At 46.4% G+C, this 26,012-nt stretch carries 26 protein-coding genes and 1 pseudogene; 18 read left to right on the top strand and 9 right to left on the bottom strand.

Features of this window, described 5'->3' with window-relative positions; genetic code table 11:
- Positions 1-16 precede the first annotated feature (16 nt).
- The 6 genes from frc (LZT21_RS11095) (at position 17) to LZT21_RS11070 (ending at position 6,004) form a co-directional block, all read left to right on the top strand.
- Positions 17-1,267 (top strand): formyl-CoA transferase, encoded by a 1,251-nt coding sequence (frc, locus tag LZT21_RS11095; RefSeq protein WP_233924749.1) that lies wholly within the window; start codon positions 17-19, stop codon positions 1,265-1,267.
- Between the two features lie 82 nt (positions 1,268-1,349).
- Positions 1,350-1,772, top strand: a complete 423-nt coding sequence (locus tag LZT21_RS11090) for a PAS domain S-box protein (protein ID WP_233924748.1) — start codon at positions 1,350-1,352, stop codon at positions 1,770-1,772.
- Positions 1,773-1,869: 97 nt separating this feature from the next.
- A complete protein-coding gene (frc, locus tag LZT21_RS11085; protein WP_233924747.1) occupies positions 1,870-3,117 on the top strand; it encodes a formyl-CoA transferase in 1,248 nt (415 codons plus the stop codon).
- 40 nt (positions 3,118-3,157) lie between these two features.
- Positions 3,158-4,099, top strand: coding sequence for a methionyl-tRNA formyltransferase (locus LZT21_RS11080; RefSeq protein WP_233924746.1), 942 nt, complete (start codon positions 3,158-3,160; stop codon positions 4,097-4,099).
- A 54-nt stretch (positions 4,100-4,153) separates the two neighbouring features.
- Entirely contained in the window at positions 4,154-4,999 is an 846-nt protein-coding gene (locus LZT21_RS11075) for a prolyl oligopeptidase family serine peptidase (RefSeq protein WP_233990844.1), read from the top strand.
- A gap of 18 nt (positions 5,000-5,017) precedes the next feature.
- Complete coding sequence (locus LZT21_RS11070; RefSeq protein WP_233924744.1) at positions 5,018-6,004, top strand: tripartite tricarboxylate transporter substrate binding protein; 987 nt, start codon at positions 5,018-5,020, stop codon at positions 6,002-6,004.
- A gap of 28 nt (positions 6,005-6,032) precedes the next feature.
- Here the strand turns inward: LZT21_RS11070 and panC are convergent, their stop codons facing one another.
- The 4 genes and pseudogenes from panC to metG all read right to left on the bottom strand — a co-directional run.
- A complete protein-coding gene (gene panC / locus LZT21_RS11065; RefSeq protein WP_233990842.1) occupies positions 6,033-6,875 on the bottom strand; it encodes a pantoate--beta-alanine ligase in 843 nt (280 codons plus the stop codon).
- Complete coding sequence (locus tag LZT21_RS11060) at positions 6,872-7,723, bottom strand: ScpA family protein (RefSeq protein ID WP_233924742.1); 852 nt, start codon at positions 7,721-7,723, stop codon at positions 6,872-6,874. Before LZT21_RS11060 ends, panC begins: the two co-directional genes overlap by 4 nt.
- Positions 7,716-7,904, bottom strand: coding sequence for a DUF3460 family protein (locus tag LZT21_RS11055; protein WP_233924741.1), 189 nt, complete (start codon positions 7,902-7,904; stop codon positions 7,716-7,718). The genes LZT21_RS11060 and LZT21_RS11055 overlap by 8 nt, the downstream gene beginning before the upstream one ends.
- A gap of 108 nt (positions 7,905-8,012) precedes the next feature.
- Positions 8,013-9,722 (bottom strand): annotated as a pseudogene (gene metG / locus LZT21_RS11050) (methionine--tRNA ligase); the annotation flags it as partial.
- Between the two features lie 106 nt (positions 9,723-9,828).
- On the opposite strand from metG, the gene LZT21_RS11045 reads away from it, so the two are divergent.
- Genes LZT21_RS11045 through LZT21_RS11035 form a run of 3 tightly spaced genes read left to right on the top strand, consistent with a single transcriptional unit; the run spans position 9,829 to position 13,581 of the window.
- Entirely contained in the window at positions 9,829-10,665 is an 837-nt protein-coding gene (locus tag LZT21_RS11045; protein ID WP_233990840.1) for a formate dehydrogenase accessory sulfurtransferase FdhD, read from the top strand.
- A 38-nt stretch (positions 10,666-10,703) separates the two neighbouring features.
- On the top strand, positions 10,704-11,270 hold the full coding sequence (gene dcd, locus LZT21_RS11040) for a dCTP deaminase (protein ID WP_233924739.1): 567 nt from the start codon (positions 10,704-10,706) through the stop codon (positions 11,268-11,270).
- Positions 11,271-11,310: 40 nt separating this feature from the next.
- A complete protein-coding gene (locus LZT21_RS11035) occupies positions 11,311-13,581 on the top strand; it encodes an arginine/lysine/ornithine decarboxylase (protein ID WP_233990838.1) in 2,271 nt (756 codons plus the stop codon).
- Between the two features lie 40 nt (positions 13,582-13,621).
- Here LZT21_RS11035 and argH read toward each other — a convergent pair whose 3' ends face one another.
- A complete protein-coding gene (gene argH, locus LZT21_RS11030) occupies positions 13,622-15,046 on the bottom strand; it encodes an argininosuccinate lyase (RefSeq protein WP_233990836.1) in 1,425 nt (474 codons plus the stop codon).
- Between the two features lie 38 nt (positions 15,047-15,084).
- Here argH and hemC point away from each other — a divergent pair, with 38 nt between their 5' ends.
- Both hemC and LZT21_RS11020 read left to right on the top strand, forming a co-directional pair.
- Positions 15,085-16,038, top strand: a complete 954-nt coding sequence (gene hemC / locus LZT21_RS11025; protein WP_233924736.1) for a hydroxymethylbilane synthase — start codon at positions 15,085-15,087, stop codon at positions 16,036-16,038.
- 21 nt (positions 16,039-16,059) lie between these two features.
- A complete protein-coding gene (locus tag LZT21_RS11020; protein WP_233990834.1) occupies positions 16,060-16,908 on the top strand; it encodes a uroporphyrinogen-III synthase in 849 nt (282 codons plus the stop codon).
- Here the strand turns inward: LZT21_RS11020 and LZT21_RS11015 are convergent.
- Positions 16,865-17,470, bottom strand: coding sequence for a chorismate lyase (locus LZT21_RS11015; protein ID WP_233924733.1), 606 nt, complete (start codon positions 17,468-17,470; stop codon positions 16,865-16,867). The two genes, LZT21_RS11020 and LZT21_RS11015, sit on opposite strands and share 44 nt — an antisense overlap.
- Positions 17,471-17,472: 2 nt before the next feature.
- On the bottom strand, positions 17,473-19,017 hold the full coding sequence (locus LZT21_RS11010) for a DEAD/DEAH box helicase (protein WP_233990832.1): 1,545 nt from the start codon (positions 19,015-19,017) through the stop codon (positions 17,473-17,475).
- A gap of 270 nt (positions 19,018-19,287) precedes the next feature.
- Here LZT21_RS11010 and leuE point away from each other — a divergent pair, with 270 nt between their 5' ends.
- The gene (gene leuE, locus LZT21_RS11005) at positions 19,288-19,959 is read left to right on the top strand and encodes a leucine efflux protein LeuE (protein WP_233937572.1); all 672 of its coding nucleotides are present in this window, start codon (positions 19,288-19,290) and stop codon (positions 19,957-19,959) included.
- Positions 19,960-20,039: 80 nt separating this feature from the next.
- A complete protein-coding gene (gene msrA / locus LZT21_RS11000; RefSeq protein WP_233937573.1) occupies positions 20,040-20,591 on the top strand; it encodes a peptide-methionine (S)-S-oxide reductase MsrA in 552 nt (183 codons plus the stop codon).
- A 56-nt stretch (positions 20,592-20,647) separates the two neighbouring features.
- On the opposite strand, the gene pdxH is transcribed toward msrA, so the two are convergent.
- On the bottom strand, positions 20,648-21,304 hold the full coding sequence (gene pdxH / locus LZT21_RS10995; RefSeq protein ID WP_233990830.1) for a pyridoxamine 5'-phosphate oxidase: 657 nt from the start codon (positions 21,302-21,304) through the stop codon (positions 20,648-20,650).
- A 22-nt stretch (positions 21,305-21,326) separates the two neighbouring features.
- Between pdxH and LZT21_RS10990 the strand changes: the two genes are divergently transcribed.
- The 3 genes from LZT21_RS10990 to LZT21_RS10980 all read left to right on the top strand — a co-directional run bounded on the left by LZT21_RS10990 (position 21,327) and on the right by LZT21_RS10980 (position 23,161).
- Positions 21,327-22,133, top strand: a complete 807-nt coding sequence (locus LZT21_RS10990; protein WP_233990828.1) for a ThiF family adenylyltransferase — start codon at positions 21,327-21,329, stop codon at positions 22,131-22,133.
- A 184-nt stretch (positions 22,134-22,317) separates the two neighbouring features.
- The gene (locus LZT21_RS10985) at positions 22,318-22,683 is read left to right on the top strand and encodes a hypothetical protein (RefSeq protein ID WP_233924726.1); all 366 of its coding nucleotides are present in this window, start codon (positions 22,318-22,320) and stop codon (positions 22,681-22,683) included.
- A gap of 274 nt (positions 22,684-22,957) precedes the next feature.
- Entirely contained in the window at positions 22,958-23,161 is a 204-nt protein-coding gene (locus tag LZT21_RS10980; protein ID WP_233924725.1) for a hypothetical protein, read from the top strand.
- An 11-nt stretch (positions 23,162-23,172) separates the two neighbouring features.
- Here the strand turns inward: LZT21_RS10980 and LZT21_RS10975 are convergent, their stop codons facing one another.
- Positions 23,173-23,388 (bottom strand): hypothetical protein, encoded by a 216-nt coding sequence (locus tag LZT21_RS10975; protein WP_233924724.1) that lies wholly within the window; start codon positions 23,386-23,388, stop codon positions 23,173-23,175.
- A 172-nt stretch (positions 23,389-23,560) separates the two neighbouring features.
- Here LZT21_RS10975 and LZT21_RS10970 point away from each other — a divergent pair, with 172 nt between their 5' ends.
- Positions 23,561-24,886, top strand: coding sequence for an amino acid permease (locus LZT21_RS10970; RefSeq protein WP_233990936.1), 1,326 nt, complete (start codon positions 23,561-23,563; stop codon positions 24,884-24,886).
- The gene (ald, locus tag LZT21_RS10965; RefSeq protein ID WP_233990826.1) at positions 24,883-26,007 is read left to right on the top strand and encodes an alanine dehydrogenase; all 1,125 of its coding nucleotides are present in this window, start codon (positions 24,883-24,885) and stop codon (positions 26,005-26,007) included. Before LZT21_RS10970 ends, ald begins: the two co-directional genes overlap by 4 nt.
- The last annotated feature ends 5 nt before the right edge of the window (positions 26,008-26,012 follow it).

Below are 26,012 nucleotides of genomic sequence, written 5' to 3'. Positions count from 1 at the left end.
ACCAAGGAACTGCATGATGACTAAACCATTAGATGGCATTCGGATTATTGACTTCACCCATGTGCAGGCTGGGCCTGCTTGCACCCAGTTATTAGCTTGGTATGGCGCTGATGTTATTAAGGTGGAACGCCCAGGCTCTGGCGATGTTACCCGCAGTCAATTGCGCGATATTCCCGATGCCGATGCTTTGTATTTCACTATGTTGAATGGCAACAAACGTTCATTAACTTTAGATACTAAAACACCAGAAGGTAAAGCTGTTTTAGAAAAAATGATTAAAACTTCCGATGTCATGGTAGAAAACTTTGGCCCTGGTGCGTTAGACCGCATGGGCTTTAGCTGGGCACGTATTCAAGAGTTAAATCCTAAAATGATTTTGGCTTCAGTTAAAGGTTTTAGCGATGGCCATTCTTATGAAGATTTGAAAGTTTATGAAAACGTAGCCCAATGTGCTGGTGGCGCTGCTTCAACAACAGGTTTTTGGGATGGCCCGCCAACCGTATCAGCCGCCGCCTTAGGTGATAGTAATACCGGTATGCATTTAGCGATTGGTATTTTGACTGCCTTGATGCAACGCCAAAAAACTGGTAAAGGCCAAAAAGTATCCTGCTCGATGCAAGATGCAGTCTTAAATTTATGCCGCGTTAAATTACGCGATCAACAACGCCTTGATAAAATCGGCTATTTAGAAGAGTATCCGCAATATCCCCATGGCACATTCTCCGATGTCGTGCCTCGTGGTGGCAATGCTGGCGGTGGTGGACAACCGGGCTGGGTATTGAAATGTAAGGGCTGGGAAACGGATCCTAATGCCTATATTTATTTTACGATCCAGGGTCATGCTTGGGAACCCATTACAGCTGCTATTGGCAAGCCAGAGTGGGCTACAGATCCGGCCTATATGACAGCCCAAGCTCGGCAAGATAAGATTTTTGATATCTTCGCCACAATTGAAGATTGGCTAAAAGATAAAACAAAATATGAAGCAGTCGATATCTTGCGTAAATTTGATATTCCTTGCGCGCCTGTTTTTTCGATGAAAGAATTAGCTGATTCACCCGATTTACGTAAGAGTGGATCAATTGTTGAGGTGGATCACAAAGTGCGAGGGAAGTATTTAACTATTGGTAGCCCAATTAAGTTCTCCGATTTGGAAATTGAAGTTAAGCCTTCGCCAGTCTTGGGAGAGCATACCGATGAAGTTTTAGCCGATCTAGGCTATGGCGCTGAAGAAATTTCCCAATTACACGCCGCTAAGGCAGTTTAAATTGCTTAGTTCATGATCTAACACAAAAAGGCGCCTTTTATAGGCGCCTTTTTTATCAAATATCCACTATGCTCTTGACACAATGAAAACATCAGTAGATTTGGAGCAGTTAGTTGAAGTCATGGGGGATGCCGTGATTGTTGCTGATCGTGCCGGCAAAATTACTCTATGGAATGCTGCGGCGACACGAATTTTTGGTTTTACTGAGGCTGAGGCATTGGGCCAATCGCTTACTTTAATTACCCCCGAGCGTTTACAACATCGCCATAATGTCGGCTTTGATAAATCGATGGAAACAGGCACGACTCGTTATGGCAGTTCCCTGTTAAAGGTTCCCGCGAATCATAAGGACGGCCGCACCATTTCAATTGCTTTTACCGTAGCCATGCTTTTTGATGACGCCCATCAAGTAACAGGGGTGGCTGCGGTCATTCGCGATGATACTGAGCGTTTTTTAGAAGAACGACAACTAAAACAGCGTCTAGCAGCTCTCGAGCCTAAATAGCCTGCAAAATACCCCCTCAATCCCTTTATATTAGGCTTCACACGCTTTAACTTACTAAGCTAAAATAGCATTTTTGTAACATTTTAGGATTAAGGCAATGGCAAAAGCGCTGGATGGTGTAAAAATTTTAGATTTCACGCATGTGCAATCGGGTCCGACCTGTACACAATTACTAGCTTGGTTTGGCGCTGATGTAATTAAGGTGGAGCGGTCGGGTGAGGGCGATGCAACGCGCGGACAACTGCGGGATGTTCCCGAAGCTGACAGCTTGTATTTCACCATGCTCAACCACAATAAACGCTCGTTGACGGTAAATACCAAAACCCCCGAAGGGAAAGAAATCCTCGAGCGCTTAATTAAGCAGTGTGATGTGCTTGTCGAAAATTTTGCTCCAGGCGCACTTGATCGGATGGGTTTTACTTGGGAACGTATTCAAGAGCTGAACCCCAAAATGATCATGGCTTCTGTAAAGGGCTTTGGACCTGGTCCATTTGAAGATTGTAAAGTTTATGAAAACGTGGCCCAATGTGCGGGTGGCTCGGCCTCAACTACGGGCTTTGATGATGGGCCGCCTACGGTTACTGGTGCACAAATTGGCGATAGCGGTACGGGTTTACATTTGGCCTTAGGAATTGTGACCGCTTTATATCAACGCACCCATTCTGGCAAAGGTCAAAAAGTATTGGCAGCCATGCAAGATGCGGTCTTAAATTTATGCCGCGTGAAGTTACGTGATCAGCAGCGTCTAGAGCGTACTGGAGTGTTAAAAGAGTTTCCACAATTTCCGAACGGTCACTTTGGCGACGCAGTACCCCGTTCAGGTAATGCTTCTGGCGGCGGGCAGCCAGGCTGGATTTTGAAGTGTAAAGGTTGGGAGACTGACCCGAATTCCTATATCTATGTAGTTGTGCAAGCGCCGGTTTGGGAAGGAATTTGCAAAGTGATTGGTCGTGAAGATTGGATTACTGATCCTGATTACGCTAAACCAGTAGCCCGCTTACCTAGGCTGATGAGTATTTTTGCGGAAATCGAAAAATGGACGATTCAGCACTCGAAATTTGATGTCATGAATACTCTGAATAAATACGATGTACCCTGTGGCCCAATTTTATCCATGAAAGAATTGGCTGAAGAACCTGCTTTGCGGGCCACTGGCACGATTGTTGAGGTAGATCATCCAGTACGAGGCAAGTACCTGACGGTTGGCAATCCAATTAAAATGTCGGATAGCATTACGGAAGTCACTCGCTCGCCTTTACTAGGCGAACATACCGATGAAATTCTCCGCGAGCTGGGCTTTAGCTTAGAAGAGCTGACTGCTTTACGTGCTAAGGAAGTTATTTAACTAATAATTTCATTTGGTAGCTTAATCCAAGGGGTGTTGTATGCGCATAGCCTTAATTGGTAGTCAAGATTTTGGTAAGGCCGCTTTAGAAGCTTTTCTAAAGCGCGGCGATGAAGTTGTCGCAGTTTTTTGTCCGCCTGATAATCCCAAGTCGAGCAAGCCCGAGGTGCTGAAAGAAGCCGTGGTGGCTCTGGGCTTAAAGCCCTTGCAATTTGCTTCGCTCAAATCTCCCGAGGCTGCGCAAGCCTTAGCTGATAGCAAGGCGGAAATTGGTGTGATGGCTTATGTTTTGCAATTTGTACCGCAAGATTTTGTACACATTCCCAAATTTGGCATGATTCAGTATCACCCTTCATTACTGCCCCGATATCGCGGGCCCAGTGCGATTAATTGGGCGATTGCCTTGGGTGAGACTAAAACGGGCTTGACGATATTTCGGCCTAGTGATGGCTTGGATGAGGGCGCTGTTATCTTGCAAAAAGAGGTTGCCATTGGGCCCGATGACACTTTGGGCAAAGTTTATTTTGAGCGCCTCTTCCCATTGGGAGTTGCTGCATTAATGGAGGCCGCTGATTTGGTCGTAGCAGGCAAACATCACGAGCACATTCAAGATGAGTCACAAGCCAATTACGAAGGCTGGTTTGATCAAGCCGCAACACGCATCCATTGGACCTCACACTTACAAGGGGTGTACGATTTGATTCGTGCCGCCAACCCAGCGCCAGGCGCATGGACGACCTTTGGTGGTGAAAAAATTGCCATTTTTGATGCGGCTAAACAGGTGGCCCGTACCTTTTCAGCAGTACGCGGCAAGCCTGGAGTGGTAACAGAAATTAGTGCACAGAGTATTTTTATCGCCTGCCATGGCGGAGAAATAGAAGTGTTAAAAGCTAAGTCAAGCAAAGTAGCGAACGGTAGCAAAGTTAGTGGTGCTGAATTGGCAGCTGGTTTAGGCTTGCAGCTTGGCCAAAGCTTAGATTAGCCCTAGTAAAATTTGTTAGTAAAAAATCAAACAAATTTAGTAGCAAACTCAGTGGTGAAACCGCTTGCGCTCGCTATTTTTTTCATTACTTGGTTTGCCATCTCTTTATCGGTCGTAGGCCAAAGTAAGTTACCTGAGGAAGTAGTTTTTGTCCCCAAAAAATTATTTTTAGGTTCTGTCAGTCTTGAAACTACCATCTTTAAGCCTAGCGGTGATGGTCCATTTCCTTTGGTGATTATTAATCATGGTAAAGCAAATGGATTAACGCAGTTTCAGCCGCGGTATCGACCCCTGTCGCCCGTTCGATTTTTCTTAGAGCGCAATTACATCGTCTTGGTACCAATGCGCCAGGGATTTTCTAAGTCGAGTGGGCATTACATGGGCGGTGGCTGTAGCATGGAGGCGAATGGACTCAATCAGGCAGAAGATGTTCCGCCAGTGATTACGTTTGCGCATCAACTTCCCTACGTCGACAAAACCCGGACTTTAATTGTTGGTCAGTCGCATGGGGGTTGGACCACTCTCGCTTATGGCGCGTCTAAACCCGACCCTTCCGTGAAGGGCTTGATTAATTTTGCTGGTGGCTTAAGAAGAGAAGGCTGCGGCGACTGGCAAAGTGATTTATATAAAACGGCCGGAACTTTTGGTAAGGAAACTACTCTGCCAAGCCTGTGGTTATATGGCGATAATGATAGTTATTTCAGTCGATTTGTTGCCGATAGAATGTTTGAAAATTATCGGTTGGGTAACCCCAATGCTAAATTCATTGCCTATGGTAGCTTTGGCTCAGATTCCCACATGCTTTTTACGAGTAGTGAGGGCAAAGTAATTTGGGCACCATATGTTGATCAATTTTTGGAAGACATTGGGTTACCGAATAAAGTAGTCAATCCACTTTGATAACTTGGGAGACAAAAATTGCTAAATCATTTGATTAATATAGTTCTTGTACTTGCTTTAAGTTTTTTAAGTAGTTTTTGTGTGGCTCAGGCGCCCACAGGCAATACTTTTCCAACTCGTACTGTGACTTTGGTTGTGCCTTTTCCGCCTGGTGGCGGAACCGATGTGGGTGCACGTTTAATAGCGCAAAAATTATCAGCCAAATGGGGTCAATCGGTCGTGGTTGAAAATAAGGGCGGTGCCGCTGGCATGGTGGGCTCTGACTATGTCAGCAAAGCAAAGCCAGATGGCTACACTCTTTTAGTGGGTAATGTTGGCACCTTATCGATTAACCCTTCGCTCTATAAAAAAATGCCTTATGACGCTGAAAAAGCGTTTACACCCATCAGCATGATTGCCGAATTACCCTTTTTTTTGTTGGTTAACCCCAATTTTCCTGCGAAGTCGATTAAGGAATTGATCGCGCTAGCAAAAGCAAAACCTGGCAAAGTCAGTTATGCCAGCTCGGGTAGCGGGGGTGGCCCGCATATTGCTGCTGAAGTATTTGAAAAAATGGCAAACATTCAGCTACTACATGTTCCCTACAAGGGCGGGGGCCCTGCTGCAGCTGACGTGATGGCTGGCCACGTAGACATGTATTTTGCCACGGTACTAGAGTCGCTTGGCGCGGTTAAAACCGGCAAGTTTACGGCACTCGGGGTCAGCACCTTAACAAGATCGCCAGCCCTACCTGACTTACCAACCATTGCTGAGTCGGGCGTACCGGGATATGACTCTGGCTCATGGATTGGGGTAGTGGCACCTGCGGGAACACCGGTCGCAATTATTGATAAAGTTGCTAACGATATGCGCGATGTGATTGCCGAACCCGATACCCGCCAAACGCTGATTCAACAAGGGGCAACTCCATTATCGCTGAGCCCTGCTGCCTTTAAGGCGCGTATTGAAAATGATCGACAGCGCTATAGCAAAGTAATTAAAGATGCGAATATACAAATTGAGTAAAAAAATTGCTTGGCCAAAAGCCCCGAAATTAAACTTCTAAATTATCAATTAGCCGCGTTTTACCTAATTTCGCTGCGGCTAATATAACCAAGGGTGTACTGTCAATAGCGCTTGGAATTAATAAGTCTTTTTGCTGTCGAATGGCGATGTAGTCGGGCTTCCACCCGCGGGCGATTAAGGCCTCTTTCGCTTTTTTTTCAAGAGCCAATAATTGTTTTGGATCGCTTGGTCCTAAACTCAATATTTCTTGGCGTAAAACTTCTAGGGTCATTCTCAACTGCGGCGCTTCTGCGCGCTCGTTTTGAGAAAGATACGAATTGCGAGAAGAAAGCGCTAAGCCATCGTCAGCACGAATAGTTTCAGCGGGAATAATTTGCATCGGCAAGGCAAATTGTTGCACCATTTGCCGAATGATCATTAGTTGCTGATAATCCTTTTTGCCAAAAATAGAGACGCTGGGTTGTACACAGGAAAATAGTTTCATCACCACAGTACACACACCGATAAAAAATCCTGGTCGAAACTCGCCCTCAAGAATATCGCCTAATTGTTGTGGTGGATTAATGCGGTATTCCTGTGGCTCGGGGTACAAATCTTTTTCGTGCGGCGCAAACAAAACATAAACCCCTTCTTTTTCGAGTTTAGCGATGTCGGCATCCATTGTGCGCGGATAGGAATCAAAATCCTCGCCGGGGCCAAATTGCAAGCGATTAACAAAGATGCTCGCTACAACGGGGTCGCCATATTGCCGAGCTAAGCGCATTAAAGAGAGGTGCCCTTCATGTAAGTTACCCATCGTGGGTACAAAAGAAGCGCGATTTTGGCCGCGCAACTGCGCGCGCAGCTCTTGTATATCGCTAATAATTTTCATGTATTTGGCGAATAGGCCAAGCGCACATAAATTGGGGCATAGGGCTCTGCTTGGGTGATTTCGATTAAGGCCTCACGGGAGAGCTCTAACATGGCAATGAAGTTAACGATGATGACTGCCACCCCCATGCCAGTAGCAATGGCTTCTTCAAATAATTCACCAAACTCAACGAAACGGGTATTTTGTAGGCGTCGTAAAATTCGGGTCATAAAATCGCGTACCGATAACTCTTCACGCATAATAGTGTGATGCGCATTAAGATTAGCGCGATGCAAAACGTCACGCCAAGCTATTTGTAAGTCACTAATATTCACATCAGGCCAAACGACGGCTACCGTCGTATCAATGTGACCATGAGCTATTTGAAAGTCGCGACCTTGTTGTGGCATCCGCTCTAATTCTTGGGCAGCCAATTTCATCCGCTCATACTCCAATAAACGGCGTACTAATTCAGCGCGGGGATCTTCAACTTCTTCATCGCTGTCCGCTTTTTTCATTGGCAAAAGCATGCGCGATTTAATTTCAATCAACATGGCTGCCATTAATAAGTATTCAGCAGCTAGTTCTAAATTAATATGGCGAATTTGATCAATGTAAATGAGGTACTGTTTAGTAACCTCTGCCATTGGAATATCAAGCACATTGAAATTTTGTTTGCGGATGAGGTACAACAATAAATCGAGCGGCCCCTCGAAGGCTTCTAAAAAAACTTCCAGCGCATCGGGCGGAATATACAGATCGGTGGGGAGCTGAAAAAGAGGCTCGCCATATAACTTGGCAAATGCTGCCGACATGCCATCGGTGACTGATGGTGTGCTGTCGTTTTCGCTAGCGACTGAATCAATCATTCGAGTAGACGTACGCGCGTTGCCTTATTTTTGCTTCCAGGGCGCGACGCTGATCTTCTGCGCTTACGGGTGCTTTATCCCAGAGCAAGGCTCGCCCCTCTTGTTGGCCCGCCTCTAAATTCGGCCGAGCCGTCTTCAGTTGCGTTAAAAAGCGGGTGATATCAGACTGATATTTTTTCATAGGCTACAAATTTTCTGAATATTTTCAATGACTTATGCTATTTAAATTGGCTTTACTACTACTTCAGCCCACCATTATTAACGATTTTAAGATTGCTCAAGGAGCTTATTGATTTGCTGAAACTAAAGCGTCAATTTGGCTGGCTTCTACTCGACTCATTAAATGCTGATAAGGACGAACAGGATGTTTGCTATTTAAGGGCACAGCAATATCGTGCCATTGTTGTGGAGGCAGATTTAAAAATTGTTCGACGTTAATCGCAACGTGGGGAAGCACTGGTTTTAAATAAAGACTTAGAGCACGAAAGGCTTCGAGGGTAACGCTACAGACGGTATGTAACGCTGCTTTATGAGCTGGATCTTTTGCTAGGTCCCAGGGTTTTTGTTCGTCGACAAAAGCATTGACCATATCCGCTAATTCCATCACGAGTCTTAACGCTTTCGCAAATTCACGTTCCTCATAAAGTGTCGCAATAGGTTCGCTAGCAGCGCGAATTTGTTGGAGTAAAACATGTGACATAGCGCCATCATTTACTTGACCAGCAAAATGCTTAATTAAAAATCCTGCGCTACGGCTCGCAATATTGACATATTTCCCAATCAGGTCGCTATTCACGCGGGCAATGAAATCTTGTAAATTAAGATCTAAATCTTCCATGCTGGCATTCAGCTTGGTCGCAAAGTAATAACGCAACCATTCTGGATTAAAGCCAGTTTCAATTACGCTCTGTGCAGAAATTAAGGTGCCACGTGACTTACTCATTTTTTCGCCATCAACCGTCAGAAAACCATGTGCAAAAATATTAGTAGGGGTGCGATAGCCTGAAAAATGGAGGGTTGCTGGCCAAAAAAGGGTATGAAAATAAAGAATATCTTTGCCAATAAAATGATACTGTTCGGTGGTGGTGTTGGGCCTTACCCAGTCTTCGAAATCCAGCCCCTTTTGTTGGCAGTAATTAAGAAAGCTGGCGTAATACCCAATTGGGGCATCGAGCCACACATAAAAATATTTGCCGGGTGCGTCGGGAATTTCAAAGCCAAAATAAGGGGCATCTCGGGAAATATCCCAATCACTTAATTTACTTTCGCCAGCTTCACCCACCCACTCTTTCATTTTATTGCGCGCCTCTACTTGCAAGGGAGTTTTAACCTGAGTCCATTCACGTAAAAAAGTCTCACAGCGGGGATCAGACAGTTTAAAGAAATAATGTTCCGAGGCCTTGCGAATTGGCGTGGCACCGCTGACTACCGAATAAGGGTTGAGTAAATCTGTGGGCGCATAAGTGGCACCACATTTTTCGCAAGAATCACCGTATTGGTCGGCGGCATTACATTTAGGACAATTCCCTTTAATAAAACGATCGGGTAAAAACATTTCCTTGACGGGATCATAAGCTTGTTCAATCGTGCGCTTTTCAATCAGGCCGGCTTCACGTAACTGCAGATAAATTGCACTTGCGAGAGTTTTATTTTCAGGGCTATCCGTGGTGTAGTAGTTATCAAAGGAAATTTGAAAGGCATCAAAATCACGTTTATGCTCTTGCCAGACTTTGGTAATTAAGGCTTGTGGACTAATGCCCTCTTGTTCAGCACGTAACATAATGGGGGTGCCGTGGGTATCATCGGCACAAACGTAGTGCACTTCATGACCCCTCAGGCGTTGAAAGCGCACCCAGATATCGGTTTGCACGTACTCCACTAAATGACCAATATGAATTTGTCCGTTGGCATAGGGCAGCGCAGAGGTGACCAACATGCGTCGCGGCGAGGGCAAAGGCACCTGCGGTTGGGAAGTCAAATTATGTTGGGGGTTACTCATACAGGGTCAATTCACTTCTCTTCATATCGGGATAAAGCACTAAGTTGCAAAAGCTCAATTATGCTGGGTCAGCAGCAATTTTAGACTGCGGTTAAAGTGATGAGCCATGAGTTCGCAAATCATCCTCTCAAAAGCCACGGTGCCAGTTGTCCAGGAAGTGGGCATTACGGATGAGCTTGGGCGGAAAAAAACCACTTTCATCCCTTGCGAGCGTTCTCTCACGATTTATTTAGATAAGCGTGAGGTTGTGACCTTAATGACCCTTGGAGCCGCGCCAGAGGCCTTAGTGCTGGGATATTTACTGAATCAACGTTTGGTCGAGTCACCTGATGATATTCACAGCATTCAGGTCGATTGGGAGACTGATTCTGCAGCTGTCAAAACCCACCGCAGTTCGGTTGATATCGATGCCCTGACGAGCAAACGGGTCGTAACCACGGGCTGTGGCCAAGGCACCATGTTTGGCAACTTAATGGAGGATATGCAGCAAATTCGTTTGCCTGCTGGCCCGAAGTTGGCTCAAGCGGCCATTATTTCTCTTCTTGAGACAGTGCGTGGCTTGGAGACGATTTATAAACAAGCCGGCTCGGTACATGCCTGTGCGGTGTTTGAGCGTCTCGCTGAAGATCAGCTCAATTTGCTCCATTTTGTTGAGGATGTTGGGCGACATAATGCCGTCGACTCGATTTCGGGTTTACTTTGGCTGGCAAACCTACCTGGACGTGATTTAGTGTTTTATACAACAGGACGGCTCACCTCTGAGATGGTCATTAAGGGTGCGCAGATGGGTATTCCATTTCTTTTAACCCGCTCAGGCGTGACCCAAATGGGTCTGGAGTTAGCCCAGAAAACCAATTTAACCTTACTAGCACGTTGCTCGGGTAAGCATTTTGAGATCTATAACGCTGCTGAACGGGTTGTTTTAGCCAATCCAGTCGGCTAATTTACCCCTTGAGGGTAGGTTGGTTTTACAATGCCGCCATGACTATTAAATCAGATACATGGATTCGGCGCATGGCTGTAGAGGGCATGATTAGCCCCTTCGAGCCTGGCCAAGTGCGTCTTAACGCAGCGGGTCAAAAAATTGTGAGCTATGGCACTTCAAGTTATGGCTACGATATTCGTTGCGCTAATGAATTTAAGATTTTTACTAACATCAACAGTACGATTGTTGATCCAAAACAGTTTGATGAAAAATCATTTGTCGACTTTAATGGCGACGTATGCATCATTCCGCCAAATTCATTTGCCTTGGCACGCACCGTTGAGTATTTCAAAATACCGCGCAGCGTGTTAACTATTTGCGTGGGTAAAAGTACCTACGCACGCTGCGGCATTATTGTTAACGTCACCCCTTTTGAACCCGAGTGGGAAGGTTATGTCACACTCGAGTTTTCCAACACTACGCCATTACCAGCAAAAATTTATGCGGGCGAAGGTTGTGCCCAAGTACTCTTTTTTGAGAGTGATGAGGTTTGCGAAACATCGTACAAAGATCGGGGCGGTAAATATCAGGGTCAGCAGGGCGTAACCTTGCCTAAGGCCTAAGCAAGCTTAATCGATCTCGGTAAGCCATCAGAAAGTCACCATGAAATTTCGCTTTCCAATTATTATTATTGATGAAGATTTTCGCTCAGAAAATATTTCCGGCTCGGGCATTCGCGATCTTGCCGAAGCAATTGAAGGTGAAGGTATCGAGGTTATTGGCCTGACCAGCTATGGCGACCTTACTTCTTTTGCGCAGCAAGCCTCGCGGGCATCTTGTTTTATTTTATCGATTGACGATGAAGAGTTTTTAACTGATTCCGAAAGCACTGAATTACCTGCATTAAATAATTTACGTGCTTTTATTGTCGAGGTGCGCAAGCGCAACGAAGATATTCCGATTTTCTTGTATGGCGAGACGCGCACTTCACGTCATATGCCCAATGACATCTTGCGTGAATTGCATGGCTTCATCCATATGAATGAAGATACCCCCGAGTTTGTAGCCCGGCATATTATTCGCGAAGCCAAGGTCTACCTCGATTCCCTGTCACCGCCGTTTTTTAAGGCACTAACCCATTACGCCTCGGAAGGTTCTTATTCTTGGCATTGCCCTGGTCATTCTGGTGGCGTCGCTTTTCTTAAAAGTCCAGTTGGACGCATGTTTCACCAATTCTTTGGCGAGAATATGTTGCGTGCCGATGTCTGTAATGCGGTAGAAGAGCTTGGTCAACTTTTAGATCATACCGGGCCTGTATTAGCGAGCGAACGCAATGCAGCCCGTATTTTTGGTGCCGATCATTTGTTTTTTGTAACCAATGGCACTTCAACTTCAAACAAAATTGTTTGGCATTCCACGGTTGCTCCAGGCGATGTGGTGTTAGTCGATCGCAATTGCCATAAGTCAGTTATTCATGCCATTACGATGATGGGTGCGATCCCGGTTTTCTTAATGCCAACACGCAACCATTTGGGCATTATTGGCCCCATTCCCAAAGAAGAATTTGAGTGGGCTAATATTCAAAAGAAAATTAATACCAACCCATTTATTAAAGATAAAAATGTGGTGCCCCGCGTGATGACCTTAACGCAAAGTACCTACGACGGCATTATTTATAACGTTGAAATGATTAAGGCTATGCTCGATGGCAAAGTCGATTCTTTGCATTTTGATGAAGCTTGGTTGCCACATGCTGCTTTCCATCCCTTTTATAAAAATATGCATGCTGTAGGTGATGATCAACCGCGACCGAAAAAGAGCTTGCTGTTTTCTACTCAATCAACTCATAAATTGTTGGCTGGGTTATCGCAAGCGTCCCAAGTTTTAGTGCAAGATGCAGAAGAGCGGAAGCTAGATCGCGAGTCTTTTAATGAGGCGTATTTAATGCATACCTCCACGAGCCCGCAATACGCCATCATTGCTTCTTGTGATGTCTCAGCAGCAATGATGGAGTCACCAGGCGGTACAACCTTGGTTGAGGAGTCGATTGCAGAAGCAATGGACTTTCGGCGCGCAATGCGTGAAGTGGATGCAAAATTTGGTGCGGACTGGTGGTTTCAGGTGTGGGGTCCCGACCAAATTGCGGAAGAGGGCATTGGTGAGCGTGCCGATTGGATCTTAAAACCTCATGCTCAGTGGCACGACTTTGGTAAGTTAGCACCCGACTTCAATATGCTCGATCCGATTAAAGCCACGGTAGTAACCCCCGGCTTAAATATCGAAGGGGTGTTTGGAGAAATGGGAATTCCAGCTGCCATTGTTACCAAATATTTAGCGGAACATGGAGTGATTGTCGAGAAGTGCGGGCTCTATTCTTTCTTCATTATGTTTACGATTGGCATTACCAAGGGTCGCTGGAATACCCTCGTAACTGAACTGCAGCAATTTAAAGATCATTTTGAAAAAAATCAGCCTTTATGGAAAGTCTTGCCTGAGTTCGTTGCCAAATATCCGCGGTATGAGCGTATTGGTTTAAAAGAAATTTGTGCGCAAATTCATGATTTTTATAAAAGCCATGATGTGGCACGGATGACGACGGAAATGTATACCTCGGATATGGTGCCAGCGATGGTGCCAGCTGAAGCCTGGGCCAAGATGGCGCATAAGGAAGTAGATCGAGTATCAATTGATGATTTAGAAGGGCGCGTGACTGCCATGTTGGTGACACCTTATCCACCAGGCATACCCCTGTTAATCCCAGGCGAGCGTTTTAATCGCCGCATTGTTGATTACCTCAAATTTGCCCGTGACTTTAATCAGCGCTTCCCAGGTTTTGAGACTGATGTGCATGGCTTGGTGAAGCGCGAGGTCGATGGAGGTAGCGAATACTTCGTTGACTGCGTAAAAACCACCGCCGTCAAACAACTCAGCTAAGTGAGCCTGCTAAGTCAGCCTGCTAAGTCAGCCCGCTAAGTCAGCCCGCTAAGTCAGCCCGCGCTTGCAGAATGGCAGCAAGCACCTGTTTTGGCGCACTGCCGCCGAGATGAGCGCGAGCCTCAACAGAACCCTGCACTTGCAATAAAGCAAATACATCTTCAGTCAATAAATGAGCCTGCCCCTGTAAGCCGCAGGCGTTTTGTAATTCAGCTAAGGAGAGCTCACTAAGGGCGCACGACTGATTAACGCAGGCTTTCACGGCAAGAGCTACCGCTTCATGCGCATCACGAAATGGCAAGCCCTTTTTGACTAAATAATCGGCTAGGTCGGTTGCAGTAGAAAAGCCTTGCTCTGCTGCCGCCAACATTACTGGCACATTCACCACAATATGCGGTACTAGCTCGGCAAAAATACGTAGGGTATCTAAGAGCGTATCTGCTGCATCAAAGAGGGGTTCTTTATCTTCTTGATTATCTTTGTTGTAGGCTAAGGGTTGGCTTTTCATCAGCGTTAATAGGGCGATGAGATCACCATAAACCCGACCTGTTTTGCCACGGGCTAATTCAGGCACATCAGGATTTTTCTTTTGCGGCATGATTGAGCTACCAGTACAAAAGCGATCGGGAAGATCAATAAAGCCAAAGCGTGGGCTTAACCAAAGTACTAGTTCTTCGGCTAAGCGAGAAATATGCATCATGCAAGTGGCGGCGACGGCGCAAAACTCAATGGCAAAATCGCGATCAGATACTGCATCTAAAGAATTGCGGCAAAGCCCATCAAACCCAAGCGCTTTGGCAACCTGCATCCGATCAATCGGATAGCTAGTGCCCGCTAAAGCAGCAGCCCCAAGCGGTAATTGATTGAGGCGTTTACGGCAATCGGCCAGCCGACTTGCATCACGACTAAACATTTCATAGTACGCCATCATGTGATGACCAAAGGTAACGGGTTGCGCCACTTGTAAGTGCGTATGACCAGGCATGATGACTGCAGCATGTTGCTCGGCTAAATTGATAAAAGCCGTGCGCAGTTGAGTCAATGCCTCAGCTGTTTCATCGATACTGGCACGCAAAAAAAGTCGCAAATCGGTGGCCACTTGATCGTTGCGTGAACGACCGGTATGGAGTCGTTTGCCAGCATCGCCAGCTAGCTCGATAAGACGAGCTTCAATATTTAAATGCACATCTTCCAAGGCCAGTTGCCACTGAAATTGACCTGCGGTAATTTCACTACGAATCTGTGCCATACCAGCTTCAATAGCCGCTAGGTCTGCTGGGCTAATAATCTTTTGTTGTGCCAACATAGCGGCATGCGCTAAGGATGCCGTGATATCTACTTGCGCAAGACGGTGGTCAAAACCAATCGAGGCGGTATAGCGTTGGACGAGCGCATCAACAGGTTCTGTAAACCTTCCTGACCAGGCTTGGGCTTTATTGGCAAGGGAATTTTTAGATGAGCTCATAAACACAGTATATTGTGGCAAGTTATATTGATATTTTAATGCCGATGCAGACCAAGCCTAACCCTCTCAGTTTAACCATTGCTTCGCGTGAAAGTCGGCTAGCCATGTGGCAGGCCGAATATGTGCGGGATTGCCTGCAAAGCCTCTATCCTGATTGTGTCATCACCATTTTAGGAATGACTACCCGTGGCGATCAAATTTTGGACCAATCACTCTCAAAAGTGGGTGGTAAAGGCCTATTTGTTAAGGAATTAGAGACTGCCCTTGAAGATGGCAGGGCTGATTTGGCAGTTCATTCGCTCAAAGATGTGCCGATGAATATGCCTGAGGGGTTCGAGCTAGCCTGCGTTATGGAACGAGAAGAGGCGCGAGATGCCTTGGTTTCGAATGACTTTAATTCGCTTGATGATTTGCCTAAGGGCGCCATAGTAGGAACTTCAAGCCTGCGTCGCGAAGCGGTGTTACGCGCCGCATTCCCGCATTTACAAATTCAGTCTTTACGGGGTAATTTAGATACCCGTTTAGGTAAATTAGATCAAGGTCAGTACCACGCCATTATTTTGGCGGCTGCAGGCCTTAAACGCTTAGGCTTAGCTTCGCGAATTAAAGCCTTGTTACCGCTTGACCCATTTACACCAGCGGCTGGTCAGGGTGCCTTGGGAATTGAAATTTATTCTCGTAATACCGCGATGCGGGCGATCCTAGCACCCTTAAACGATCCCGCTACTTGGTTGGCGGTAAGTGCCGAGCGCATGGTGTCGCGCCAATTGGGCGGCTCGTGTCAGGTGCCTTTAGCAGCGCATGCGGTATGGAATGGTGCTCAATTAGAGTTACGTTCATTTGTGGCCAGCCCCGATGGGTTGCAAATCTGTGAAGCTGCAGCCAGCAGTCCAGTGGTTGATTTAGTGATGGCCGAAGTGCTAGGCCTTAAAGTAGCTGACGATTTAATTTTGCAGGGTGCGGCTGCATTGATTCCTGCGCCACTGCCCTAGGCTTCTTGGTTTGATTGGCTCATGAGCGATTTAACGATTGCCCCGACCATTATTGTGACGCGCCCTATAGCGCAGGCGCAACAATTAATTGAGCAATTGCAAACTGCCTTATCTGTGGCGTCTAGTGGGATAGCGCAGCAGACTAGCGTGTTAGCTTTACCGCTACTTAAAATTATTCCCAAAACCGATTTTCAATTACAGGTGGATATCCCCGCGGCGATCAGTCAGGCCGATTTGGTCATTTTTGTCAGCCCGAATGCTATTGAGTGTGGCATGCGTTTACTGAGTGCGCCTTGGCACGAATTAGCGCCGATGCAGTTACAAGTTGGGGTGATGGGGGAAAGTAGCAAAAAATCACTCTTGCAACATGGGGTTGATGCCCAGATGATTTTGTTGCCAAAAAATCCACAGCAGTGGGATTCAGAAGGTTTATGGCAGACATTACAAGCAGAGCAAAAAAAACACGATTGGGATTGGGCTGAACGTCGTGTCATTATTTTTAAAGGGGACGGCGGCCGCGAGTGGCTGGCAGAAACCTTATTGGCAGCGGGGGCACAGCTAGAAACTTTTGCGGTTTATAGCCGAGTACCTTTAGAAAAATCAAACCCATTATGGCAAGCAATTCAGGCAAACTCTAGCGATAAAAAACTTTGGCTGCTCACCTCATCTGAGGCTGTGCGTTATTTAGGTCAGCCTGATCAAGATCGGACGACACTGAATTTACAGCAGGCCACTGCTTTATGTCCACATCAAAACATTGCGACGTTAGCTAGCGAAATTGGTTTTGGTGACGTGCGACTCTGCGGGTCTGGCGATGCAGCTTTAATTAAAGCAAGTTTGCAGTGGGTAGAGGAATTAGCAGTAGACTAGGTAAAAACAACTCGCTAACTAAAAGCGGATGGCCGTTTAAATAATAGATGGTGCGTCGTGCCCACAATTGCGAGGGAAGGGCGGTATATTTTTTTTGACAAGCCCGCCATAGCGCTTGTCTGCGGCTTAGGTGAGCAACATCTCGCACAGTTTTACTTCTGCGTCCATGCGTATTGGCAAATAAAACTGCACCTAAGGGTTTATTGCCCAATTTTAAAATGAGTCGGTTATGGCCTGATGAACTGCTAGTGGGAATGACACTACGTGCCACAACCACTGGCTCACCCTGAATGCAAAGTAGCACTTCACGCACGCGACAACGCTGCAGGGATTTTTTAAATAAGCGGGATTCTTCGGGCAAAATAGTTTGGACCTCATCGGCTAGCACGATGACTTCCAAACGACGGCCAAAAGCCACTTCAATTTTTTTAGTTAGCGAGCCTGCATCACTAAGCCACCCTTGCCAAGCGGGCGGTGCAAGATGCAGCCCACCCTGGGCGCGTAAATTACCACCAGAATCGACTCGATTCCATGCAGAACGGAGGCGATTGTGGTGAACCAAAATTAATTACTACTATAGGATTTGCGCGGCGCGCCCGATTTGGGCTTCGCAAATTTAGGGCCAGTACGATTATCGGTGGGTCGGGCAGAACGTGATTCTGGGCGGGAGTCTGAACGCGCGGCATAGCCACCCGTGCTGGTTTTGCCAGCATAGCCACTACCACCTGATTTACCTGCATATGTACCACCAGTTTTGCCAGCGTAGCCACCGCCTCCGCCACCGCTACCAGAACGCCCACCACCAGCACCAGTTCGTCCACCGGGTCTGCCGCCACCGCCACCACCACCTGAACGACCACGACCGCCGCCAGGCCGGCCAGAGCCAGCGTTGGGGTTAGCGGTGGGCTCAAGGCCTGCGATGACAGATGAGGGAATATCTTGTTGGGTAAAGCGCTCAATTGCCCGAATTTTGACGCGATCACGATGTTCAACCAAGGTAATAGCGGTGCCATTGCGACCTGCGCGACCAGTTCTGCCAATCCGATGGGTATAGTCTTCGGGCTTCATGGGTAAGCCAAAATTAATGACGTGACTAATGCGTGGCACATCAATACCGCGCGCAGCAACATCGGTAGCAACCAAAATTTTTGTATGGCCTTTACGTAAGGAATCTAGGCGTCGCATACGCACTGCTTGGGGCATTGCGCCGTGTAAAGCACTGGCTTCATAACCATTCGCCCGCAAGGTATCAGCAATTTTTTCGCTTTCAACTTGGGTGCTAGCAAAGACCACAGCTTGATCTAATTCAGGATCCGAAAGTAAGTGGGCGAGTAAGCGATGCTTGTGCGCCATGTTATCGGCCCAATGTAATTTTTGGGCAATATTGGCATGAACATCACCAGCATGGGCTAATTCAATACGACCAGCTTGTTTAGTTAAGCGGGTTGCCAAGGACATTACCTTGGGATCAAAGGTCGCTGAAAACATGAGGGTCTGTTTGCGTCCACGACATAGTTGATCAATCGCTTCGAGATCTTCGGCAAAGCCCATATCGAGCATCCGATCGGCCTCATCGATGACTAAATGTTGCACATCATCCAAACGAATCGCACGGGTTTTATTTAAATCGAGTAATCGACCGGGAGTGGCGACAACTAAAAGCGCACCTTTAAGCGCTTGTATTTGTTTGCCATAGGGCATACCACCCATGACGATTGCAATGCGGATCCCTTTGATGCCGCGCGATAAATTAATCGCATCAGCAGCAACTTGTTGCGCTAATTCACGGGTTGGGCAAAGCACTAATATTTTCGGTTGTGCGCGCCCAGGTACTGGTGAACCATGGGGGTTACTAGTCACTAATTGATGTAAGAGGGGTAATAAAAAGGCGGCGGTTTTGCCGCTACCTGTTTGACTGCTTACTAGCCAGTCGCCACCACTCATTGCAGCAGGAATAACCTGTGCTTGAACAGGTGTCGCAGCAGTAAAGCCTAAGCCAGTAACATTGTTCAGCAGGGGTTCTGCTAAACCAAAAGAGGCAAACAGAGTTGGCTCTAAGGGATTCTTGCCTTTGCTAGGCGTGTGTGTTGTTTCATTTGTGTAAGTCATGTCTTCACATCCCATTTGGGATGTCTCCGGTTGTGCGCTTCGGTTCTTCTCTAGAGGAGATAGGCGAGCGCGATGGTCTATATAAGGCATCGACCATCAGACAAGCGGCAGCGGGGCTATAAACACAATTTTTAAGCAACTTTGAATTACAGTAGTGCTGAATATGTGAAGCAAAATCGCTGAAAATGTGTAAATTGCTGGGGGCGATGTTTCAAAAAGCCTCTTATTATGGCAGATTTGATCAATTAAAGCAAGGGTTTATCACTCGCAATGAATTGGACTGAGCTCGGTTTAAGTGTTGGTATTGTGAATTTCCCCACCTATCTTTTGGGTACGATCATCATCGTACTTTTACCCGGGCCAAACTCATTGTATGTTTTAACCATTTCTGCACAGCGGGGATGGCGCGCGGGCGCATGGGGTGCGTGCGGGATATTTTTGGGCGACTCGGTATTGATGTTGGCCATTGCTCTTGGTGTGACGAGTTTATTAACCGCTTCACCAATGACGTTTGCGGTGGTGCGTTATGTTGGTGCGGCTTATTTAGCGTGGCTCGGGTGGGGGCTTATTCGCGGCGGGGTAAGACGCTGGCCAAAGGCGCAAGCACTTACACCCAAAGACACTTTTGCGGCAATTCGTTTGGCTCAACTTCATCCTTTATGGGCTGCATTGGCTTTATCGCTGACTAATCCGAAGGCAATTTTTTTCTTTGTTTCATTTTTTTCACAATTTGTTGACCCTACTTTTGCTTATCCAAGCTTGAGCTTTTTCTATTTAGCACTAGTTACTCAAATTTTGAGCATGGCATATTTAGCTATGCTGATTGGTACAGGACAATTTTTTTTACATTTATTTCAAACTCATTTACGTTGGTCAGCAATTTTATGGATGATGGTCGGTGGACTCTTTATTGTGTTTGGCATCCATTTGCTGATTGCTTAGGGCTCGGCTAAGATTAGTAAATACAAAGACCAACAATTACCAAGTTAAGATCAATCAAAATCCATCACAAAGGACAAGTTATGAATGGAGTGAAATTAGAAACAGCCACCTTGGGTGGTGGATGCTTTTGGTGTCTTGAAGCGGTTTACCAGCAGGTACGTGGAGTCACAGCTGTCGTTTCCGGTTATGCAGGTGGCGCAGGAGCCAACCCAACTTATGACGCAGTTTGCGCTGGCCTTACAGGACATGCAGAGGTGGTGGCGGTTGAATTTGATCCGCAGGAAGTCAGCTATCGCGATTTATTGGAAATCTTTTTTGTGATTCATGACCCTACGACCTTAAATCGACAGGGCAATGATATCGGCTCCCAGTATCGTTCGGTGATATATACCAATAATGCGGAGCAAGAGAAAACGGCCCATGAAGTGGTTGCCGAATTAACTCGCGAAAATGCGTATGGCGCGCCCATCGTCACGGAAATTCAAGCTAGCCCGATTTTTTATGCTGCTGAGGCTTATCACCAAAATTATTTTCGAGATCACCCGGCGCAAGGCTATTGCGCTGCCATCATTGCACCAAAGCTGAGTAAATTTAGAGCTAAATTTAAAGCGTTAATCAATCCCACTGCTTAAGTTGCTCAGCAAGCTTACTGCAGCTCACTTTTTACACCACAACGGGGTTTGAACGCTCAGGGAGCTAAACGTGAAATACGCCAAGCAGGGTTGACGCTTGGTGCCGCTGTCTTGACTAGCTGATAACGAATGCGATCATGTAAGCGTGATGGGCGGCCTTGCCAAAACTCAATTTCTTCAGCCTGCAGGCAATATCCGCCCCAATGATCTGGGCGTGGAGGGTTATCACCAAATTGCTTTTCAAAGCGCTGCTCTGCCGCCTCTAAAAAATCGCGGTTGGGGATTTCAGTGCTTTGGGGGGAGGCCCACGCGCCAATGCGCGAAGCTACTGGGCGCGAATGAAAGTATGCATCGCTTTCGGCGGTGCTAATGCGGCTAACCAACCCTGAAATGCGCACTTGGCGCTCGAGCTCATGCCAGTAAAATAACAACGCAGCTTGAGGCCGCTCGGCAAGCTCCTGGCCCTTCTGGCTTTGGTAGTTGGTAAAAAATGTAAAGCCGGTGATATCTGCACCTTTCAGTAGCACTGTACGCAAGGACGGTTTACCCGTAGCATCGGCGGTGGCCAAGGTCATGGCGTTGGGTTCTGGACACTGCGCGTTCATGGCTTGTTCAAACCAAGTATGAAAGAAAGTGAAAGGATCTGGCGGCACATCAGTTTCAGATAACTGCCCGCGAGCATAGTTTTTACGCAGTTCTGCAATGGTGTTCATGAATTCAGTATAAAGAGAGCTTATGAGTAAGGGAATAAGAGCAAATTTTGCCATCAACCAAGAGGCTGGTGAGGCAGCGACCGAAGGCCTTGGGGTTGCGGTAAACCGCCGCTTTGGTGGGGTAGCTAAATTGTATGGCGATACCGCCTATGCGAGGTTTCAACAAGCTACTGTAGTGGTAGCGGGTCTCGGGGGTGTTGGCTCTTGGGCAGCAGAAGCCTTGGCGCGCTCAGCAATTGGTCATTTAGTCTTGATCGATTTTGATCATGTTAGCGAAGGCAATACCAATCGACAATTACCCGCTTTAGAAGGTGAGTTTGGGCGTGAAAAAGTGGCAGTAATGGCCGAGCGACTCATGCGTATTAATCCTGCCTTACGTTTAACTTGCCATGACGCTTTTTTAGAACCAAATAACTTAGATTTATTCATTCCCTTAGGGGCAATCGTTTTAGACGCAACTGACGCTCTTGAAACCAAAGTTGCCCTCGCAGCATGGAGCGTGGCAAAGCAACAAGAATTAGTTATGTGTGGCGGGGTGGGCGGGAAAAGAGACCCGAGTTGCTTACGTGCTGATGACTTAGGACAAGCTATTCAAGACCCTTTGCTGGCAAAAATTCGGGCAGATTTGCGTAAAAACCACGGTTTTTCACGAGACTTAAAGAAAAAGATGGGAATTCGCGCCATCTACTCAAATGAGCCTCGAATGGGCAAAGCCATTGGGGGTTTAGCCTGCGCTGGCTATGGTTCAGCAGTAACGGTGACGGCGGGATGCGGTTTTTTAGCTGCTGCCGAGGTTTTGGCCTTAATTAGCCATAGAAAAGCCGCATAAATTTGCTAAACTCCTGACTTACTTAGTATTCTAAGTAGCAAAACTGTCAACAATTCATTTTTTGAGGCGTTGTATGGCTAGCTTCAAATAAAGGCTACTTCATTATGGCCGTTGTTTTTGAATCGAGTGGTTTTTGTTTGAACTTGCAGGAAACTGCTTTTTATTACCTATATAGGAGTTTTACATGAGCAAATTGATCATTGCTTTGGTTTCTGGTTTATTCGCAGTTAGTGTTTATGCCCAACCTGCTAAGCAAGCCCCAGCTGGTGATGCTGTACAGCCTAAGCTTGAAAAAGAGCAGCGCAAAGCTGAAACTGGCAAAGGTTTACCAACTGCTAAAGATTCAACTAAGGTTAAACAAGCCGCAGCTGGCGATGCAGTACAACCTAAACTTGAAAAAGAGCAGCGCAAAACTGAAACTGGTAAAGATTTAACTACTGCTAAAGATTCAACTTCGCAGAAGCAAAAGAAAGCTGGAGATGAAATTCAGCCTAAAATGGAAGATAAAACACGTGCTGCTGAAGGCAAAAAAATGCCTGCAAGTAAGTAATTTCTACCCGTTTTATGTAAAAAACCTCGGTTCGCCGGGGTTTTTTTTCGCCTCAATCCCCCAAAAACTTGGACAAATTTGCTAGAATTTCGCGTTATTTAGATTTCTAAGTAACAAAACTGTCAACGCTTTGCCTAGTAAGGCGTTGATTATTAAGCTTCAAATGAAAACTGCTTACCGAAAGCGCTTTATTGTGGTGAGTGGTTTTTAGTGGAGTGGTTTTTATTTGAACCTGCAGGCAACTGCAAATTTCTTACCTATATAGGAGTTTTACATGAGCAAAATTATCGCTGCTTTAGTTTCTGGTTTATTCGCTGTTTCCGTTTTTGCTGCTGAGCCAGCTAAAGATGCAAAAGCTGCACCTGCTGCCGCTGCTGCTAAGCCAGCTGCTGCTGCACCTGCTGCGCCTGCTAAAGATGCAAAAGCTGCTGCACCTGCTGCCGCTGCTGCTAAGCCAGCTGCTGACGCTAAGAAGTAATTTTTACTGCTTTAAAAAACCTCGGTTCGCCGGGGTTTTTTTTCGCCTGCGTTTTCACTTATTTCCCTGAATTTAGTTTTAAAAGCGCCTCCTGCTTGGCGCAAGATCAAAATTGATGGAATTGCATCAGGGATTTCCCTGTCAGAAATTTCGTATTTTGCTGTAGGAAGCTCAAGCAGGAATTTGATTTGAGTTATTGCTTGGCTAGAAATGCGAGCAAAGGCCAAGTAGTTTTTTCATTTCTATAACTTTTGGTAGTTTTAGGCTCTAGTGCTTTTCTCTGCGACTCCCTAGACTCTGCTTCGTTGCTTGCTTAGCAACGTCAGATCGAAAGGAGATCTTTTGCAAACAGAATCACACGGATTAAAACGCCATCTGAAGGTGCGGCATATTCGCCTCATGGCATTAGGATCGACGATTGGAGTGGGACTCTTTTTGGGTTCAAGTACGGCAATCAAACTAGCTGGCCCCTCTATTTTGTTAAGTTACCTGATTGCCGGAATAGTGGCATTTATTGTTTTGCGTGCTTTGGGTGAAATGGCGGTTCATGAACCAGTCGCTGGTTCATTTGCTGCATACGCGAGCAGTTATGTGAGTCCGCTAGCTGGCTATATGGTCGGCTGGGGATATTGGACCTATTGGATTTTGGTTGGTATCGCTGAAGTGACTGCGGTGGGAATTTATATGGGTATTTGGTTTCCCGATATTCCACAATGGACTTGGGCACTAGCATCCATTGTGTCAATGGGTTTGATCAACTTAATTGCCGTCAAAGTATTTGGTGAATTTGAGTTTTGGTTTGCCTTAATTAAAGTGGTCGCGATTATTGTCATGATTGCTATTGGCGTAGCCGTTATTTTTCTAGGCTATACCAATGAGTGGCAGCCACTCGGTTTGGCAAACCTATGGCAGCACGGCGGTTTTTTCCCCAATGGTATTGAGGGTTTATTACTTTCTCTCGAGATGGTTTTATTCGCCTATGTTGGTATCGAGATGATTGGCTTGTCGGCAGGTGAAGCAGAAAATCCCCGCAAAACAATTCCGATGGCGATTAATTCCTTGGCTTGGCGTATTTTAATTTTTTATCTTGGTGCGTTATTGGTGATCTTGGCCATTTTTCCTTGGAATGAAGTTGGCCAGCAAGGCAGTCCCTTTGTGGTGATGTTTGAGCGCATTGGTTTACGTGAAGCAGCTGGTGTCATTAATTTTGTGGTCATCACTGCTGCCTTATCGTCATGTAATGCGGGTATTTTTAGTGGCGGTCGTTTGCTATATGCCTTATCAGTGAATGGCTACGCTCCAGAAAAATTGGCAGCTTTATCAGTTGGCGGGGTACCCCATAAGGCGGTCATCCTGACAGTTTTGGTAGCGATGGCGGGAGTGGCATTAAATTACTTTGCGCCAGCTGCGGCCTTTCATTACGCCATGGCTGGAGGCACTTTTATTGGCTTAATGGTTTGGGTAGCAATTTTATATACCCAACTGCAATTTCGCCGCTCCTTGTCACCAGCACAAACTACTGCGTTGGCATTTAAAACGCCCTGGTGGCCATTCTCGTCTTGGTTCGCATTGGCATTCATCGGTTTAGTCATCGCCATGATGGCAATGAGTGACTATGCCCGAGCGGCCTTAATTGTGGGACCGTGTTTATTGGGGCTTTATTTTGTCCTGTTTTTCGTATTGGGTTTACATCGTAAAAATCAACTTATTAGGGAGAAAATATGATTATTGGTTTACCACAAGAAGTAAAAAATAATGAATTTCGGATTGGACTTACACCAAGTAATGTGCGCGCCTTAAGTATGCAGGGCCATACCATTTTGGTGCAGTGTGATGCTGGAAAGCGCATTGGCTTTACTGATGAAATGTATCGCATTGCTGGCGCTAAGCTAACTGAAGCCGCTGAAGAAATCTTTGCTAGCGCAGACATGATTGTGAAAGTGAAAGAGCCGCAAGCAGAAGAATGTGCGCTGTTGCGGGAGGATCAAATTTTATTTACCTATTTGCACTTAGCTCCCGACCCATTACAAACCAAGGCGCTATTAGCATCTGGCGCGATTTGTATTGCATATGAAACCGTCACTTCAGGTAATGGCACATTACCTTTGCTTGCACCAATGAGCGAGGTTGCGGGCCGCATGTCGATTCAGGCTGCGGCTCATCATTTAGAAAAATCCCATGGAGGCCCAGGAATTTTAATGGCTGGGGTACCCGGTGTAGCACCAGCGAAGGTGGTAATTTTGGGTGCAGGAGTGGTGGGGCGCAATGCCTTGCAAATAGCGGTTGGTATTGGCGCTGATGTGACCATCTTTGATTGTGATATCGAGCGCTTAAGAGCAATTGATGTGATTTATGGGAACCGCGTTAAATCACTTTACTCTGATCCTAGTATTTTAGAGGATGCCGTCTATCAGGCGGATGCTGTGATTGGCGGGGTACTTTTACCTGGTGCCGCAGCGCCTAAATTGGTCACGCGCAAAATGGTCGGCAAAATGAAATCGGGTGCGGTGGTGGTCGATGTGGCAATTGATCAGGGGGGATGTTTTGAAACTTCACTTCCCACTACTCATGCCAATCCTACCTTTGAAGTGGACGGAGTAATTCATTACTGCGTTGCTAATATGCCAGGTGCTGTGGCCAGAACCTCAACTCTGGCCTTAACCAACGCAACTTTCCCATTTGTTGAAGCTTTGGCTAATCACGGTTTAAGTGCCGCCTTAGAGTTCGATCCGCATTTGCGCAATGGCTTAAGCGTTTATCGTGGTAGGTTAACCTCTGCACCTGTGGCGCAAGCACAAAGTTTGAACTATATTTCGGCAGATGAATTGCTTGAGGCTTGCACTTAACTAAA

Source organism: Polynucleobacter sp. IMCC 30228, from assembly GCF_021395205.1.
In the GTDB taxonomy this organism is placed as follows: Bacteria; Pseudomonadota; Gammaproteobacteria; order Burkholderiales; family Burkholderiaceae; genus Polynucleobacter.
The sequence above is the reverse complement of the archived record's forward strand: the minus strand, read 5'-3'. Positions and strand labels throughout refer to the sequence as shown.